The 16,216-nt window shown below is 62.8% G+C and carries 21 protein-coding genes; 11 read left to right on the top strand and 10 right to left on the bottom strand.

Annotation, left to right across the window (positions count from 1 at the left end):
* Nucleotides 1-384: 384 nt before the first annotated feature.
* The 8 genes from ACQZ5H_RS27820 to ACQZ5H_RS27855 all read right to left on the bottom strand — a co-directional run bounded on the left by ACQZ5H_RS27820 (nucleotide 385) and on the right by ACQZ5H_RS27855 (nucleotide 4,533).
* Nucleotides 385-594, bottom strand: a complete 210-nt coding sequence (locus tag ACQZ5H_RS27820; protein WP_449099601.1) for a hypothetical protein — start codon at nucleotides 592-594, stop codon at nucleotides 385-387.
* A gap of 69 nt (nucleotides 595-663) precedes the next feature.
* On the bottom strand, nucleotides 664-1,155 hold the full coding sequence (locus ACQZ5H_RS27825; protein WP_449099602.1) for a sugar phosphate isomerase/epimerase family protein: 492 nt from the start codon (nucleotides 1,153-1,155) through the stop codon (nucleotides 664-666).
* Nucleotides 1,156-1,275: 120 nt separating this feature from the next.
* Nucleotides 1,276-1,635: a bleomycin resistance protein gene (locus ACQZ5H_RS27830; RefSeq protein ID WP_449099603.1), complete on the bottom strand. Its 360-nt coding sequence runs from the start codon at nucleotides 1,633-1,635 to the stop codon at nucleotides 1,276-1,278.
* Nucleotides 1,636-1,638: 3 nt separating this feature from the next.
* Nucleotides 1,639-1,953, bottom strand: coding sequence for an antibiotic biosynthesis monooxygenase family protein (locus ACQZ5H_RS27835; protein WP_449099604.1), 315 nt, complete (start codon nucleotides 1,951-1,953; stop codon nucleotides 1,639-1,641).
* A gap of 9 nt (nucleotides 1,954-1,962) precedes the next feature.
* A complete protein-coding gene (locus tag ACQZ5H_RS27840; protein WP_449099605.1) occupies nucleotides 1,963-2,229 on the bottom strand; it encodes a hypothetical protein in 267 nt (88 codons plus the stop codon).
* Complete coding sequence (locus ACQZ5H_RS27845) at nucleotides 2,226-2,633, bottom strand: DUF2325 domain-containing protein (protein ID WP_449099606.1); 408 nt, start codon at nucleotides 2,631-2,633, stop codon at nucleotides 2,226-2,228. The genes ACQZ5H_RS27840 and ACQZ5H_RS27845 overlap by 4 nt, the downstream gene beginning before the upstream one ends.
* 112 nt (nucleotides 2,634-2,745) lie before the next feature.
* The gene (locus ACQZ5H_RS27850; protein ID WP_449099607.1) at nucleotides 2,746-4,014 is read right to left on the bottom strand and encodes a TonB family protein; all 1,269 of its coding nucleotides are present in this window, start codon (nucleotides 4,012-4,014) and stop codon (nucleotides 2,746-2,748) included.
* Nucleotides 4,015-4,074: 60 nt separating this feature from the next.
* A complete protein-coding gene (locus ACQZ5H_RS27855; protein WP_449099608.1) occupies nucleotides 4,075-4,533 on the bottom strand; it encodes a hypothetical protein in 459 nt (152 codons plus the stop codon).
* Nucleotides 4,534-4,674: 141 nt separating this feature from the next.
* Between ACQZ5H_RS27855 and hemP the strand changes: the two genes are divergently transcribed.
* The 7 genes from hemP to ACQZ5H_RS27890 all read left to right on the top strand — a co-directional run bounded on the left by hemP (nucleotide 4,675) and on the right by ACQZ5H_RS27890 (nucleotide 9,676).
* Nucleotides 4,675-4,854: a hemin uptake protein HemP gene (hemP, locus tag ACQZ5H_RS27860; RefSeq protein ID WP_112711378.1), complete on the top strand. Its 180-nt coding sequence runs from the start codon at nucleotides 4,675-4,677 to the stop codon at nucleotides 4,852-4,854.
* A 9-nt stretch (nucleotides 4,855-4,863) separates the two neighbouring features.
* On the top strand, nucleotides 4,864-5,913 hold the full coding sequence (locus tag ACQZ5H_RS27865; protein WP_449099609.1) for a hemin-degrading factor: 1,050 nt from the start codon (nucleotides 4,864-4,866) through the stop codon (nucleotides 5,911-5,913).
* A gap of 11 nt (nucleotides 5,914-5,924) precedes the next feature.
* Nucleotides 5,925-6,857, top strand: a complete 933-nt coding sequence (locus ACQZ5H_RS27870; protein ID WP_449099610.1) for a heme/hemin ABC transporter substrate-binding protein — start codon at nucleotides 5,925-5,927, stop codon at nucleotides 6,855-6,857.
* Between the two features lie 7 nt (nucleotides 6,858-6,864).
* Nucleotides 6,865-7,974, top strand: coding sequence for a FecCD family ABC transporter permease (locus tag ACQZ5H_RS27875; RefSeq protein ID WP_449099679.1), 1,110 nt, complete (start codon nucleotides 6,865-6,867; stop codon nucleotides 7,972-7,974).
* Nucleotides 7,975-7,984: 10 nt separating this feature from the next.
* Nucleotides 7,985-8,770 (top strand): heme ABC transporter ATP-binding protein, encoded by a 786-nt coding sequence (locus ACQZ5H_RS27880; RefSeq protein ID WP_449099611.1) that lies wholly within the window; start codon nucleotides 7,985-7,987, stop codon nucleotides 8,768-8,770.
* A gap of 148 nt (nucleotides 8,771-8,918) precedes the next feature.
* Nucleotides 8,919-9,269, top strand: a complete 351-nt coding sequence (locus ACQZ5H_RS27885; protein ID WP_112711383.1) for a DUF883 family protein — start codon at nucleotides 8,919-8,921, stop codon at nucleotides 9,267-9,269.
* Between the two features lie 8 nt (nucleotides 9,270-9,277).
* Nucleotides 9,278-9,676 carry a hypothetical protein gene (locus ACQZ5H_RS27890; protein WP_199627598.1) on the top strand — a complete coding sequence of 133 codons (399 nt, stop codon included), beginning with the start codon at nucleotides 9,278-9,280 and terminating at the stop codon, nucleotides 9,674-9,676.
* Between the two features lie 244 nt (nucleotides 9,677-9,920).
* Here the strand turns inward: ACQZ5H_RS27890 and ACQZ5H_RS27895 are convergent, their stop codons facing one another.
* Nucleotides 9,921-10,475 (bottom strand): RNA polymerase sigma factor, encoded by a 555-nt coding sequence (locus ACQZ5H_RS27895; RefSeq protein ID WP_112711385.1) that lies wholly within the window; start codon nucleotides 10,473-10,475, stop codon nucleotides 9,921-9,923.
* 9 nt (nucleotides 10,476-10,484) lie between these two features.
* On the bottom strand, nucleotides 10,485-10,691 hold the full coding sequence (locus ACQZ5H_RS27900) for a NepR family anti-sigma factor (RefSeq protein WP_112711386.1): 207 nt from the start codon (nucleotides 10,689-10,691) through the stop codon (nucleotides 10,485-10,487).
* A gap of 263 nt (nucleotides 10,692-10,954) precedes the next feature.
* Here ACQZ5H_RS27900 and ACQZ5H_RS27905 point away from each other — a divergent pair, with 263 nt between their 5' ends.
* The 4 genes from ACQZ5H_RS27905 (at nucleotide 10,955) to preA (ending at nucleotide 16,046) form a co-directional block, all read left to right on the top strand.
* Nucleotides 10,955-11,749 (top strand): response regulator, encoded by a 795-nt coding sequence (locus tag ACQZ5H_RS27905; RefSeq protein ID WP_130283921.1) that lies wholly within the window; start codon nucleotides 10,955-10,957, stop codon nucleotides 11,747-11,749.
* Nucleotides 11,750-11,934: 185 nt separating this feature from the next.
* The gene (locus ACQZ5H_RS27910; RefSeq protein ID WP_165402761.1) at nucleotides 11,935-12,939 is read left to right on the top strand and encodes a sensor histidine kinase; all 1,005 of its coding nucleotides are present in this window, start codon (nucleotides 11,935-11,937) and stop codon (nucleotides 12,937-12,939) included.
* 416 nt (nucleotides 12,940-13,355) lie between these two features.
* Complete coding sequence (locus ACQZ5H_RS27915) at nucleotides 13,356-14,717, top strand: NAD(P)-dependent oxidoreductase (RefSeq protein ID WP_449099612.1); 1,362 nt, start codon at nucleotides 13,356-13,358, stop codon at nucleotides 14,715-14,717.
* Nucleotides 14,718-14,732: 15 nt separating this feature from the next.
* Entirely contained in the window at nucleotides 14,733-16,046 is a 1,314-nt protein-coding gene (gene preA, locus ACQZ5H_RS27920; RefSeq protein WP_112711389.1) for an NAD-dependent dihydropyrimidine dehydrogenase subunit PreA, read from the top strand.
* The last annotated feature ends 170 nt before the right edge of the window (nucleotides 16,047-16,216 follow it).

Raw genomic sequence — 16,216 nt, forward strand, 5'->3', positions numbered from 1 at the left:
TCCCGCGGGCTTGGTGTCCCAGAGGGGCCTCGGTCTCTCGCTCGCCACCGCGATAGGCATTACAGCCTCGATAGCGGATAAAGGGAAGTTACAAGGGGACGGTCGCGATTGTGACCGCAGTATTGGATCTCTCGCTTGCATCCGGCCGGCACTCATAGCCACGTAGCGAGTTGGGACGGGTCGAAACGAGCGGCCGCCAAACGTCCCTTCTCCCCTCGGGGAGAAGGTGGCGGCAGCCGGATGAGGGGGCTGTTGGCTCTGAAGGCAGAGAGCCCCAAACCCACCCACCTTAGCAGTTTGAACGAAGACCGCCCCACCTCTCCTCCATCATCCCTGTGCTCGTCACAGGGATGATGGAGTTCTGGGCCGCGCCCCACCACCCCCTCACGAATGCGCCATAAACCGGCTGAGATAGGCAAAACTCGTCTGCGCAAATTCAAACGGCCGCTTCGGGCTGTCGTGCTCGACCACCAGCGTCCGCGCCCCGTTCGCCAGCGCCAGCCGCCAGAGTGACGGCCACATCAGCGTGCCGGCGCCGACATCGGCCCAGCCGTCCTCGTCGGCATTGGCGCCTTCGGGCGCGCGATCCTTCACATGGGCGGAGACCAGAACCTTGGCGTAGCGGTGCAGCCAGTCGGCCGGGTTGACGCCGGCGCGCGAGATCTAGGCGATATCGGCCTGCCAGACGAGCGGTGTGCCGCGCGCCGCCTCGAACATCACCTCGAAGCCGTAGCGCGCCGTCGGCAACAGCGCAAAGCCCGCCATCTTGTTGTGATAACCGACCGAAATGCCGTCGGCCGCATAGCGCTCCGCGAGACGGCCGAGTTCGGCGCCGAGGCGCTGCCAGCCGCCCGTCGTCTCCGGCGGCAGGAAAGTGGCCGATTGCGGCACGAAGAGTTCCCTGATGCCGCAGGCGCGGCAGGCATCGGCAACCCGGCCCGGCTCGCTCTGCAGAAATTCGAGGCCGATATGGGCGGTGGGAGAGGTCAGGCCGTGGCGCGCCAGCGCTTCGCTCAGCGCCGCTGCATCCTGCAACTGATGGCCGAGCGGCTCGACGGACTGGAAGCCGGCCTTCGCGGCAGCGGAAAGCTGGGCGTCGAGCGATCCGAGTTCGCGCAGCGAGAAGAGTTGCAGGGATAGAACAGGCTTCGTCATATCATGACGATAGCACGGGCGACGGGCCAAACCATAGCGCGTCCTCGCCGCCGGCAATTGCGGCCAGGGGTCGCAGAAGGACCCCGGGGGTCTCAGTGGGACCCCAGTCTTCGGCAGAACTCAGCGGCCGGGAATGCGCGCGAAGCGCAGCAGGTTGCCGTGCGGATCGTGGATGAAGAACTCTTCCATGTTCCAGGGGCGCAATTCGAGCGCGCTGAGGCGCGGTACCCCCTTGCCGGAATATTCCTGATGCAGCGCGCCGATCCGCCCACCGCGGATATAGACGGAGCTGCGTTCGCAAAGCGAGCGGTCGTCCGTCAGCCGGAAATGCAGCTCCATCTCCTGGCGGCGGACGATCAGATAATCCGCCGTCTCGTAGGTCACGGCAAAGCCCAGCTCATCGCGGTAGAAGGCAAGCGTCTCCGCTATATCGAGAGACGGCAGGATCGGGATGACTTCGACGCGCTGCGGATCTTCCATCGCTCAGATGCCCTCGACCACATTGAAACCCTCGAAGACCGGCGGCCCCTTGTACATCGCCTTGCGGTCGCCCGCATTGCGATGGGCAGCGCGAAAACTCTCGGACTTCGTCCAGTTGAGGAAATCCTCCTCGCTCGCCCACAGCGTATGCGAGGAAAACAGCGTATAGCCCTCTTCCGCATTCGCCTTGCCGCGCAGCAGCCGGAACTCGACGAAACCGGGCACCTGCGAGAGGCTGGAATCGCGGTTGCGCCAGACGTCCTCAAATTCGGCTTCCGAGCCGGTGGAAACCTTGAAGCGGTTCATTGCGATATACATGAGGCGTCCTCAGCGCTTCCGGCTTTTGCGCACCGGCGCGGCGAAGGCAACGATGTTGTTGCCGTTTGCCGCCTCGCGGCCGAGCGGCTTTTCCGGCTCGACACCCGGCATCCTCGTCTCCCAATAGGGAAATTCGGTGACGTTATCCGCCTCTGCCCGGCGCTCGGCATTCCTCATCAGCAGATCGTAGAGTTCGGGCACGAGGCCGTCGCCATTCTGTGCGGCGAGCTTGTGCAGGCCGATCATCATGAAGCCCTCGGGGCGCTGGTCTTTCATCGGGAATTGTCTCGTTCGTTCATCGTGTTCAAGGCCCGCTCGAGGCTGGACTTGCTGCCGCTGCGCAGCGGAATGAAGGCCTTGCCGAATTTCTTGCAGCCGGTCTTCACGCGCACGCAGGCGTCATGGCTGATACAGTCGATCGGGCAGAACACGCAGTCGACGGAGGGAAGAACGGTATCGATGCGGGAGACCGCTTCGCGCAGCCCGCCGTCATGATGGATGAGCTCGGCGCCGAAGCTGCTGGCGATCTCGCGAAGATGTGCCACCTGGCAATCCCGGCCGCCGACATAGAGAAAACTGCGGCCATCCAATTTGGACCGTCCCGACGGCTGCGCCTCGGGTGCCGCATCCGCGCTGACGCGGATTTCCCGGTTGGATCCCTTCTTCGCCTTCCGAGCCATTTACCACCCGTTCGCTCGTTGATCGTCACACGATTCCAGTGTGCAAGCGGGACCTTATTAAACTTGATTTTTAGAGTAAAGTATAAAGTTGACTCTTTTGATCATATTTATTTCAGCGCGAGGAAATCTGCACTTCCTGGGTGAATCCCCAGGTCGACTTCGTATAGTCCGATGGCAGCGGCGGCACGCTGCAGCCGCGCACCAGCGCGAGAACCGCCTGATTGACGGCCGGATTTCCGGAACCGCTCGCCAGCGATGCCGCAGCGACGTCGCCGCCGCGATTGATGCTCAATTGAAGGCGCAGCGAAACCACTTCCGTCTTATATTGACGCGGAAGTCGCTGGACGCAACGGTTGATGCGCGACCGCACCTTACCGGGATAGCTGGCGATCGCCGCGCTATCGGCGCCGGAGCCGCCAGTTGTTCGCGAATTCTGGTTCGACTGCGCATTCTCCTGGCCGTCGGCGGAACCGCGTCTTGCTTCCTGCTTGTTCTCGCCCTGGGAGCCGGCGGCTTTCTTCGCCACCTTCCTGGGCGGTTCCTTCTTTTCAACTGGCGGCTTCTCAGCCGGCTGCACCGCCTTCGGCTTGGGCATCGGCGTCGGGGCATCTTCGGGCTGCACCGGTTCAGGCAAGGCTTCGGCGGTTTCCACCGGCTCGGTGGGCGCTACCTCTTCGGGTTGCTGCGCCGCCATCGGCTGCACCACGGAAGTCTCAGCCGGACTATTGGAGGTCAGCACCTCAGGCTCTGCCGCCGTCACTGTCTCCGGCGAGACGCGCGTCACCTCCTGGGTTGGCTGGACGGGTTGTGCTTCGACCGGCTCAGCCGGTGTTTCAACCGGCTCGGCCTCGGTCGGCTGGATTGTGTCGGGCTTTACGTTCTCTGCCACGACCTCTTCCGGCTGCGGCTCAACCTGTAGGTCGGGATCGCCTGTCGATGCCTGGTCGGCCTCCGAATCGCCGAGAACGACAACACTGATCGCCTCGCCCGCCTCGTCCTCCGCCTCGTGCGGAGCAACGACGAAACCGACGGCAAGCGCGGTGAAGACGATCGCATGAAATGCAAATGAGGTCAGGCAGGCTGCAACGACATTGCGCTTGACGGGCTTGGCCGCCGCATCCTGCTTCTCGATGGCAGACGTATCCATTGCCGGCGCATCGGCGGCATCGGCTTTCGGTCCCTTGGCATGCTCGGGGAAGGAGCCGATCTGGGCGAAGCGGGCATAGTGGACGACGGCCTCGGCGGCGGGCTGGCGCGGCGCGTTGCGCAGCTCCGGCATTTCATGGCCGGGATGCAGGCCGGGCAGGTTGTCGTTCGACCCGCCCTCTTCCTGATCGGCAAAGAACACCTGCCGTGACTGGGATTTCGCTGAAACTACCATGTGCCTGCCCCGGCCAGTTGGAAACTGAAGCCTCGCCGGGGTTCATCCCCGGCGCATTCATTACCCTTCGAAGGGAACCGAAATCTGCGACCGGGTCACCAGACCCTTCATGCATTCGCCGGCAGCCGGTCCATCGCAGACCGGCGTGTCGTTGATCAGGATGCGGGTCACCGCCTCGCACTTGACGTTCGGCATGTCGAACTGGCGCACGCGCTTCTTGCCCTGCGGCAGGTCGCGGAAGTCGAGAACGGTGATCTTGTCGACGGCATTCTTGTCGTTGAAGAAGGCAAGCTCGAAGGAGATCTTGTTGACCGGGGCCGCCAGCTTGTTCAGCGCCACGAAAGTCATCATGCAGCCCTTCTGCGAGGGCGCCAGCGCATTCAGCTCGACCTCAAGAGCATTGGCGGGAGCGGCCGGAGCAGCTGCGGCAGCGGCGTCCTGCGCATAAGCAGGAAAAACGCTTCCCGCCGCGATCAATCCGCCTGCCACAAGCGCTGCAAAACTGCGTGCCGCCATCATCACTTCTCCATGCGATTTCGAAAACTTGAGTTGATAACTCTTCTATTGCGTCTTTAAAAAATGCTGACTATGAAAGTCAAGATAAATGTATCGGAGCCGCGGGAAAACAAGCCGCGGCACAAGCGGAAATTGCCAACCGAAATGATGGTTGAAAAGCCTGACACCTTTAAGCATGCGCCGTTCGTCAAGGACGCGGCGGAAGTGCGCACGATCGAAAGCGGAGACATCTTCCGCGGCGCGAACGAGATCATGATCCGGCATGAGGGCGTGGTCTATCGCATGAAAATTACCCGTCAGGGCAAGCTCATTCTCAATAAGTAAGGGTAGAACATGACCGAGAACACCAGACCGGCACCGGCCGAAATTCGTGCGTTTCGCGCCGAGAATCCGAAGATGCGCGAGCGCGATATCGCTGCTCAGCTGAAGATCTCCGAGGCTGCCCTCGTCGCCGCCGAAGTCGGCATTTCCGCCACCCGCATCGATGCCAGCGCCAACAAGCTTCTGGAGCGCGTCGCCAGCCTCGGCGAAGTCATGGCGCTGTCGCGCAACGAAAGCGCCGTTCACGAAAAGATCGGCGTCTACGAGAACATCACCACCGGCCAGCACAACGCCATCGTTCTCGGCGAGAATATCGACCTGCGCGTCTTCCCGAGCCGCTGGGCGCATGCCTTCGCGGTCACCAAGAAGGACGGCGATACCGAGCGCCTCAGCCTTCAGTATTTCGACAAGACCGGCAATGCGGTCCACAAGGTCCACCTGCGCCCATCGTCCAATGTCGAGGCCTATCATGCGATCGTCGCCGAACTGAAGCTCGAGGACCAGTCGCAGGAATTCGTCGAGCAGGAAGCAAGCTTCGGCGCAGATGAAACCGGCGATGTCAGCCGCGACGAACTGCGCGACAACTGGAGCAAGCTCACCGACACCCACGAATTCTTTGGCATGCTGCGCAAGCTGAAGATCGGCCGCCAGGCGGCCGTGCGCACCGTCGGCGACGATTACGCCTGGAAGCTCGACCCCTCGGCGACGGCGGAGCTGCTGCACGCCTCGGTCAAGTCAGGCCTGCCGATCATGTGCTTCGTCGCCAATAACGGCATCGTCCAGATACATTCCGGCCCGATCTTCAACGTCCAGCCGATGGGTCCCTGGATCAATGTCATGGACCCGACCTTCCACCTGCATCTGCGCCAGGACCACATTGCCGAGGCCTGGGCCGTGCGCAAGCCGACCAAGGACGGCCATGTCACCTCGCTCGAAGCCTACGATGCCAAGGGCGAGATGATCATCCAGTTCTTCGGCAAGCGGAAGGAAGGCACCGACGAGCGCAGCGACTGGCGCGAGATCGTCGAGAACCTGCCGCGCGCCGCAAGCGTCGCCGCATAAGGAGCATGGTGATGAAAATGCCCTCCAGCCTGCGCCGCATCCGCCTCTGGGAACTGGCGCTGACGGCGGCCGTCATGGCCCTGCCGCTGATCCCCTCGCCGGTTGCCACGCCCGGTTACTCCTTCGTCCGGGCGGGCCATGCCGCCGAACCGAAGAAAATCGACACCTCGCGCATCGTCTCCGTCGGCGGCGACGTCACCGAGATCATCTATGCGCTTGGCGAGGAGGACCGCATCATCGCCCGCGACTCGACCAGCATGTATCCCGAAGCGGCGACGAAGCTGCCTGATGTCGGCTATATGCGGGCGCTCTCGCCGGAAGGCATTCTCGCCGTCAACCCGTCGGCGATCATCGCCGTCGAGGGCGCCGGCCCGCCGGAAGCGCTGACCGTTCTGAAAAACGCCAGCGTTCCCTTCGAGACCGTGCCGAACACCTATGACCGCGACGGCATCCTGAAGAAGATCGATCGCGTCGGCACCCTGCTCGGCGTCGAGGACAAGGCGAAGGCCCTGGAAGCCAAGGTTGGTGCCGATCTCGATGCGGCGATCGCCGATGCCGAGAAGCGTCCGGAAGGCGAGCGCAAGCGCGTGCTCTTCATCCTCAGCGCCCAAGGCGGAAAGATCATGGCCTCGGGCACCGGCACGGCCGCCGACGGGATCATCGCGCTCGCAGGCGGCGTCAATGCCGTCGGCACCTTCCCGGGCTACAAGGCGCTGACCGACGAGGCGATCATCGAGGCGAAGCCCGACGTCATCCTGATGATGGACCGCGAAGGCGGCCATGCGGCAGCCAACGACGATCTCTTCAAGCAGCCGGCGATCGCGCTGACGCCCGCCGCCCAGAACAAGGCGGTCATCCGCATGGACGGCCTGCACCTTCTCGGCTTCGGCCCGCGCACGGCAAGCGCGGTGCGCGAACTGAACGCCGCGATCTACGGCGGCTAACATGGCAATGCAGGATGCGATGGCGCGTGAAAGACGCTCCCTCTTCTCGATCACGGCGCTGCGCGAGCGGCAGCAGGCGGGCGATCGCGCCCGCCTCGCGGTCCTGGTCATCGCCCTGCTCGTCGTCGGCTCAGTCTTCTCGCTGCTGTTTTCCGTCACCACCGGCGCATCGGACGCATCGATGTTCGATGTCATCGCCAATCTCGGCGGCCAGGCCGATGCGCTCACCATGCGCGACCGGATCATCATCTTCGATATCCGCATGCCGCGCGCCATTCTCGGCTTCCTGGTCGGCGGCTCGCTCGCCGTCTCTGGCGCGGTGATGCAGGGCCTGTTCCGCAATCCGCTGGCCGATCCGGGCCTAGTCGGCGTCTCCTCCGGCGCGGGCTTCGGCGCCGTCGTCATGATCGTGCTCGGCGGCGGCATCGCCATGCCGCTCTTCAATCTGCTCGGCATCTATGCCCTGCCGCTTGCGGCCTTCGGCGGCGGTCTTGCCACCACGCTGCTGCTCTATAGGGTCGCCACCAGCAACGGCCAGACCTCGATCGGCACCATGCTGCTCGCAGGCATCGCGCTCGGCGCTCTCACAGGCGCCCTGACCGGCCTTCTGACCTACATGGCGAACGATCAGCAGCTGCGCGACCTCACCTTCTGGGGCATGGGCTCGCTCTCCGGCGCCACCTGGATGAAGATCGCGGCAGCAGCGCCGATCATCCTGCTCTCCTTCGTCGTCCTCCCATTCATGGCCCGCGGCCTCAACGCCATCACGCTTGGCGAGGCCGCCGCCTTCCACATGGGCGTTCCCGTTCAGCGGCTGAAGAATATCGCCATCGTCACCGTCGCGGCCGCCACCGGCGCCTCGGTCGCCGTCAGCGGCGGCATCGGTTTCGTCGGGATCGTCGTGCCGCATGTGCTGCGCATGGTGATCGGCCCTGACCATCGCTATCTGCTACCCGCTTCCGCCCTGCTCGGCGGTTCGCTGCTGATCTTTGCCGACGTCTTGGCGCGCACCATCGTCGCCCCGGCCGAACTGCCGATCGGCATCATCACCGCGGCTGTCGGCGGTCCCTTCTTCCTGTGGATCCTGCTGCGCCAGCGCTCCCGGCTTGCTCTCTGAGACCATTTCCATGATCGAGCTTTCCAATGTTTCCGTCGATCTGTCGGGCAAGACCATCGTCCACGGCGTCAGCTTCACGGCGCGTGCCGGCGAGCTGACGGCAATCGCCGGTCCCAACGGCTCCGGCAAGACGACGACGATGAAAGCCGTCTCCGGCGAGCTTGCCGCCAGGGGGTCGGTCAAGATCAACGGCGCCGAAGTGCGCGACATGGCGCCCTGGAAGCTAGCCGCCATCCGCGGCGTCCTCCCGCAGGCAAGCGCCATCTCCTTCCCCTTCACCGTCCGCGAAATCGTCCGCATGGGCCTGACCACGGGCGTCAATCTACATCCGGAAAAAGCCGAAGAGACCGCAACCCGCGCCCTCGGCGCCGTCGACCTGCACGGCTTCGAAGGCCGCTACTATCAGGAACTCTCCGGCGGCGAGCAGCAGCGCGTCCAGCTCGCCCGCGTCCTCTGCCAGATCGCCGAGCCCATCGCCCACGGCAAGCCCTGCTGGTTGCTGCTCGACGAACCGGTCTCCAGCCTCGACATCAGCCATCAGCTGACGATCATGCGGCTGGCCCGGCAGTTCTGTGAAGCCGGCGGCGGCGTCGTCGCCGTCATGCACGACCTCAACCTGACGGCCCTCTTTGCCGACCAGATCGTGCTGATGAAATCCGGGCGGCTGGCAGCGGCCGGCAGCGTCCGAGACGTGCTGACGGACGAGAACATGCACTCCGTGTTCGGCTGCGCGCTGCGCATCAACCAGGTGCCATCAGACGGCACGCCCTTCGTGCTCGCCCACAGCGCGATCTGAGGCTTTTCCGGGAACCTTTCCGGGCCTTTCGCGTTCTCCGTGTCGATGATTTGGGTCATGGCCGGGGCACTCTTCCCAACAGCAATGGTCTTGACCTGCGTTTTAAACAGGCGGCGCATCTGCCCGCCCAAAAGCATGGAGAAAAATCATGGCTTCATCCATCCTCCAGTCCGTTCGCGGCTCCCGCAAGGGCAACGGCACGCTCCACAGCATCGAGAGCACGATCGAAGACCAGATCGAGCATCTGCGCGATGAAATCGAGGCGCTGACCAAGATCGCCGCCAAGAATTCCCGCCGCCAGTCCGACAAGATCCGCTATCAGGCCTCTGCCGGTTACGACGAGCTGGTCGGCCGCAGCGAAGATCTGCTGCGTGACCTGCAGGATGGTTATCTGCGCGGCGCCAGCGAAGTCCGCGACACCGTGCGCAAGCATCCGGTCGCCACGATCGGCGCGGCCGCCGCCTTCGGCCTCGTGCTCGCCCTCCTCGCCCGCCGCTAGGAGGCTCGATGCTCTTCCCGATCCTCAGCATGCTGGTGGGAAACAGCGTTCACCGTACCGTTGCGCGGACCAAGCGCAACGGCATTTTCATTGCGATCGCCGCGCTTTTCCTGCTGACCGCCTATGCGCTGGCGGTGACCGCGGGTGCCATCTGGCTTGCGGGCATCTACGGCCCGGTCGGCGCCGCCCTCTTCCTCGCCGCCTGCGCAGTGCTCATTGCCGTCATCGCCCTCGTGGTCATGGCAATCCTCAATGCGCAGGAGAAGCGCCGCGTTGAAGAGCGCCGCCTGGCGCTTGAATCCGCAGCAGCGGCCGGCATCGGCCTTCTTCGCTCGCAGCCGCTGTTGACCGCGGGCGTACTGGCTGCACTGGTTGCCTCCACCCTGGTTGGCTCCAAGCGGGACTAATATAGCTGACCGTCAGCGCCCGGAGCCCCCTCATCCGGCCCTACCGGGTCACCCTTCTCCCCGCGGAGGAGAAGGGATCGAGGCGGCGCGGCATTGCCCCTTCTCCCCCTCGGGAGAAGGTGGCGGCAGCCGGATGAGGGGGCCCCGCCCACCGCCCCAGGCATCATCCCAAAACTCCCCGACAAACAAAAAAGCCGACGCCCACAAGGGGCAGCCGGCTTTTTCCTCCCAAGTATCCCTTGGTTTAGAAGGCGAAGGCCTTCGATGTCAGCGGGGCGGACGTCGCGTCGGGTCCGAAGTCGGCCTCGCCGGAGATCTGCAGCAGTTCCTGCAGGCGCTGGCGGGCGCGGTTGACGCGGCTCTTGATCGTGCCGACGGCGCATTCGCAGATTTCGGCAGCCTCTTCATAGGAGAAGCCCGAAGCACCGACCAGAATGATCGCTTCACGCTGGTCCGGCGGCAGCTGCTCGAGCGCCTTCTTGAAATCCTGCAGGTCGAGTGCGCCGTATTGCGACGGGTGCATCGCCATGGATTCCGTGAACAGGCCATCGCTGTCCTGGATCTCGCGGCCGCTCTTGCGCATCTGGCTGTAAAGCTCGTTGCGCAGGATCGTGAAGAGCCACGCCTTCATGTTGGTGCCCATCTCGAAGTGGTCCTGCTTGGCCCATGCCTTCATGATGGTGTCTTGTACGAGATCGTCCGCGCGGTCGTGGCGGCCGATCAGCGAGATTGCGAATGCGCGAAGGCTCGGCAGAGCTGCCAGGAGTTCGCGCTTGAAGCTTGGTTGCGCTTGTTCCATAGGCTCACCTTATTCCGCCATCTTGGCCGAAGCCATCATCTCGGCCTGGTCGAGCTTTTCGAGCAGATCGAGAAAACGGTCCGGGATCGCTTCGTCCTGGACGGCAGCGTAAAGCGACCGCAATTTGACGCCGATCTGGTTGTTGGGATCGAGTATGTCGCCCGCCCGCACATCCAGCCGTTGTTGATCTCTCTCTTCGTTCTGCTGTGTTGTCATTAACTCGTCACTTCTCGTCTGTTGTCTCTCTGTTGTGAGGGGCCGCCCGAGGTCTTGGTGCAGACACGGAAAGCACCGACCGTCCCGGGGACAGTTGATGCCGCAACGCTGCAGATGACATTCTTCAAACCGGCATGCCCTTATTCGTCGGCAAGGATAATGCGGGTGCCTGAAAAAAGTTCCGCACTGTCCGGAACTTTTTTAATAGTCTCACGTTTCTGACCCATTAGAGCCAGTTACCGGCCTATAGACGGGAGTTATTAATGACACTTTCAACTCGAATTGCGCCGCACCTTCCTTATCTGCGTCGCTATTCCCGCGCTCTCACCGGCACTCAGACATCTGGCGATGCATATGTTGCCGCGGTGCTTGAAGCGATCATCGCCGACATATCCATTTTCCCGGATACCGCTAACGACCGCGTCGCACTCTACAAACTGTTCACCGAACTTTTTGGTTCCACCGCAGTCCAGATTCCCGAGCCGGCCTCGCCTTATGCATGGGAACAGCGCGCGACAGTGAACCTCGCCAAGGTTTCGCCGGCGGCACGCCAGGCCTTCATCCTCGCATCGGTCGAGAACTTCCGCGTCGGCGAGATCGCCCTGATCCTCGACGTCGAGGAAAAGGAAGTCATGAGCCTGCTCGACACCGCCTCGCAGGAAATCTCCCGCCAAGTCGCGACCGACATCATGATCATCGAAGACGAACCGCTGATCGCCATGGATATCGAGCAGATGGTCGAAAGCCTTGGCCACAAGGTCACCGGCATCGCCCGCACCCACACGGAAGCCGTCGCGCTCTACAACAAGACCAAGCCGAGCATGGTTCTTGCCGACATCCAGCTTGCCGATGGCAGCTCGGGCATCGATGCGGTCAACGACATTCTGAAGACCTCAAGCGTACCGGTGATCTTCATCACCGCCTTCCCCGAACGTCTGCTGACCGGCGAACGTCCGGAACCGACGTTCCTTGTTACGAAGCCCTTCAATCCCGACATGGTCAAGGCATTGATCAGCCAGGCGCTGTTCTTCAATGAATCGACCAAGGTTGCCGCCTGAAAAGGGTTTTCCGGATAACGGAACAAAGCAAAAGCCGAAGCGTTCCAGCCTGACTGGCGCGCTTCGGGAGCTTTAACTGTTTCTGCAACGCTTGGTCATAAACTGACCGGCGGACGGACCGGCTGAATTGGCAACCTCTTTCCAGCTGCACCAGACGGATAAGGAAAAGCGGCTTGGTGACTACGATGAAACCATTAATCGGCAATGCCTCCCATATGGATGGCAAAGCCGTGATGATGGAACGGGCGCTTCGCAGTGCCGGAATTTCGATTCTCTTTCAGGACTCCCAGCTCGCAATCGCTTACGCCGAGAACCTGCCCGCTCATTTCCAGCATCTCTTCCGACCTGGCGCGACCGATGCCGACCTCTTCGGCCTGGCTTACGGCGAATATCTCCACGCCCTGAAGCTTAAGGTTCTCGAAGGCGGCGCGCCGACGACGGCCGAGGTCGAGGTCAATGTCGACGGCGAGATGCGCAGCTACGAGCTCAAGGTCCAGCGCGTCGCCGAAGGCGGCACTTACGGCATTCTCTCGGTCCTCTCCGAGGTCACCGAGACCCGTCACCGCGAAAAGGTGCTGAAGTCGCTGCTTCGCGAGCTCTCGCACCGCTCGAAAAACCTGCTCGCCATCATCCAGGGCATCGCCACGCAGACGGCGCGCAACACGCTGTCGCTCGATGGTTTCCTGGTGAAATTCCGCGGCCGCCTGCAGTCGCTCTCCAATTCGCAGGACCTGATCACCGATTCCAGCTGGCGCGGCGCCTACCTCTTCGAGCTCGCCGAAAAGCAGTTCGCCCCCTACTGGCCGGAGACCGCCGGCACCATGCCGATCTTCGGCATCAACGCCCATATGACACCCAATGCCGCCGTCCATCTCGGGCTGGCGCTGCACGAACTGATCGTCAACTCCGCCTCCTTCGGCGCCATTGCCGGCGGTGCGGCCTCGATCACGCTCAACTGCCGCGAAGCTGAACTCAACGGCAGGAAGGCGATCGAAGTGACCTGGGCGGAGGCCCTACCGAACAGGACGGAAGTTCACGAATTCAGCGAAAACAGCTTCGGCAAGACCGTGCTCGAGCGCGTCGTGCCCTCATCGATGAACGGCAAGGCAGTGCTCAAGCTGACACCCGGCCGCATCGAATATGCATTGCTGATTCCCGAGACCGAATTCGAAATCCTGAAGCGCGCCTGACCGGGAGCTCTACTCCCCAAGACGGCACTGGTGTGGACAAAATAAAACAGCCAGTGCGAGGGCGGCGCACTGGCTGTTTTCACTCACCGGGAGGGGACCGTGAGTAGATCCGGATGATGGGTTGGGGGCGCGCATGTTGGGTCGATGCGATCATCATCAGGATACCCCAATAACGGGCGCGTTAACCTTTGGTTCCACCCGTCCGGAAAAAAAGTGGACTTTTGTGAATCTTTTTTGTCGAGCCGGTGAAACCCCCGCGAAATCCCTGATGCCGCAGCCGAAATCCTGATGAGAATAGGTATGTAAAATCAGTGGCATAACCTCTATAAGCACTCAAAATTTTACCGTTTGATAAATTTTTGGACCTGAGTTACGCTTTCCCTCACTAGCCGTTTACCAATAATGAGGGAACTTCAATGGAACGACTGGAAACTGGGATTCATGCTGGCCGGCTTTCGCCCGCCGAGTATGACGACAACTTTTCCGATCTGCATCCGCGCCTCGACAAGCATGAGGCGCTGGTCGCTTCCGACCGCTGTTATTTCTGCTACGACGCGCCGTGCATGACGGCCTGTCCCACCTCCATCGACATTCCGCTGTTCATCCGCCAGATCTCGACCGGCAATCCGATCGGTTCGGCCAAGACGATCTTCGACCAGAATATCCTGGGCGGCATGTGCGCCCGCGTCTGTCCCACCGAAGAGCTCTGCGAACAGGCCTGCGTGCGCAACACGGCAGAGGAAAAGCCCGTGGAGATCGGCCGCCTGCAGCGCTATGCGACCGATGCCGCGATGAACGCAGGCAAGCAGTTCTATAGCCGCGCCGCTTCGACGGGCAAGAAGATCGCCGTCATCGGCGCCGGTCCTGCCGGGCTCGCCGCCGCCCACCGCCTGGCGGTCAAGGGCCATGACGTCGTCATCTACGACGCCAAGCCGAAATCCGGCGGCCTCAACGAATATGGCATCGCCACCTACAAGTCGGTCGATGACTTCGCCCAGAAGGAAGTCGATTACGTCCTGTCGATCGGCGGCATCGAGGTGAAGAACGGCCAGCTGCTCGGCCGCGATTTCTCGCTGTCGGACCTGCAGGCGCAATATGACGCGGTCTTCCTGGGCATCGGTCTTGCTGGTGTCAACGCCCTGAAGGTCGATGGCGAAAGCCTGCCCGGCGTCGAGGACGCCGTCGATTTCATCGCCAAACTGCGCCAGTCCGGCGACAAGGGTACGGTCGCGATCGGCCGCCGCGTCGTCGTTCTCGGCGGCGGCATGACGGCGATCGACGCTGCCGTCCAGGCCAAGCTGCTCGGCGCCGAAGAGGTGACGATCTGCTACCGCCGCGGCAAAGAGTATATGAACGCCTCCGAGTTCGAACAGGATCTCGCCGCTTCCAAGGGCGTCATCATCCGCCACTGGCTGGCGCCGAAATCGATCGTCGCCAAGAATGGCGCGGTCGCCGGCATCGAGGTCGAATATACCGCGCTCGCCGAAGGACGGCTGGTTACGACGGGAGAGACCGGCGTGATCGCCGCCGACCAGATCTTCAAGGCGATCGGCCAGACCTTCGAGGCCTCAGGCCTCGGCGCGCTGCGCACCGAAGCCGGCCGCATCGCCATCGATGGCGAAGGCCGCACCTCGATCGAGGGCGTCTGGGCGGGCGGAGACTGCGTGCTCGGCGGTGACGACCTCACCGTTTCGGCCGTCGCGCAAGGCCGCGACGCCGCCGAATCCATCAACCGCGTGCTTGCTGCAGGTTTGCAGCCGGCCGTTGCCGTCGCCTGAAGGGGAGCATGAACAATGGCTGATCTCCGCAATAATTTCGTCGGCATCAAATCCCCGAACCCGTTCTGGCTCGCCTCCGCGCCGCCGACCGACAAGGCCTATAACGTCGAGCGCGCCTTCAAGGCGGGCTGGGGCGGCGTGGTCTGGAAGACGCTCGGCGAGGAAGGCCCGCCCGTCGTCAACGTCAACGGCCCGCGCTACGGCGCGATCTGGGGCGCCGACCGCCGCCTGCTCGGTCTTAACAACATCGAGCTGATCACCGACCGCGACCTGCAGACCAACCTGCGGGAAATGAAGCAGGTGAAGATGAACTGGCCGGACCGCGCCCTGATCGCCTCGATCATGGTGCCCTGCGAGGAGGAGAGCTGGAAGGCGATCCTGCCGCTGGTGGAAGAAACCGGCGCCGACGGCATCGAACTGAACTTCGGCTGTCCGCACGGCATGTCCGAGCGCGGCATGGGTGCCGCGGTCGGTCAGGTGCCGGAATATATCGAGATGGTCGTGCGCTGGTGCAAGCAGTACACGCGCATGCCCGTCATCACCAAGCTGACGCCTAATATCACCGACATCCGCCGCCCTGCCCGCGCCGCCAAGCAAGGCGGCACGGACGCGGTGTCGCTGATCAACACGATCAACTCGATCACCTCGGTCAATCTCGACACCTTCTCGCCGGAGCCCTCGATTGACGGGCGCGGCAGCCACGGCGGCTATTGCGGCCCGGCCGTCAAGCCGATCGCCCTCAACATGGTGGCCGAGATCGCCCGCGACCCTGAGACGTCGGGCCTGCCAATCTCCGGCATCGGCGGCGTCACGACATGGCGCGATGCGGCCGAGTTCCTGGTGCTTGGCGCCGGCAACGTGCAGGTCTGCACCGCGGCGATGACCTACGGCTTCAAGATCGTCGACGAGATGATCTCCGGTCTCGCGGCCTGGATGGACGAAAAGGGCCACCGCACCCTCGACGACATCACCGGCCGCGCCGTGCCGAATGTCTCCGACTGGCAGTATCTGAACCTCAACTATATCGCCAAGGCCAAGATCGACCAGGACGCCTGCATCAAGTGCGGCCGCTGTCATATCGCCTGCGAGGACACCTCGCACCAGGCGATCACCAACTTCGTCGACGGCGTCCGCCATTTCGAAGTCATGGAAGACGAGTGCGTCGGCTGCAACCTCTGCGTCAACGTCTGCCCGGTCGAGAACTGCATCACCATGGAAGGCCTGCCGGCAGGCGCGCTGGACGAACGCACCGGCAAGGTCGTCGAAAGCACCTACGCCAACTGGACGACCCATCCGAACAACCCGATGGCGCGACAGGCCGCGGAGTAATAGCTTAGCAAAGCCGCGGCGGATTTCCCGCCACGGCTTTGCCTACCGGCATATCGGTGCTAAGGATGTGCCGCTGCACTATCGCAGCGTCCCACCAAGAGGAGGCAGCCATGGCTCGCAAACACCTCACCGGCCTCAGCTTTTGAGGTCACGTCCAAGCGACGTAAATC

Source organism: Rhizobium sp. 21-4511-3d (genome assembly GCF_053522545.1).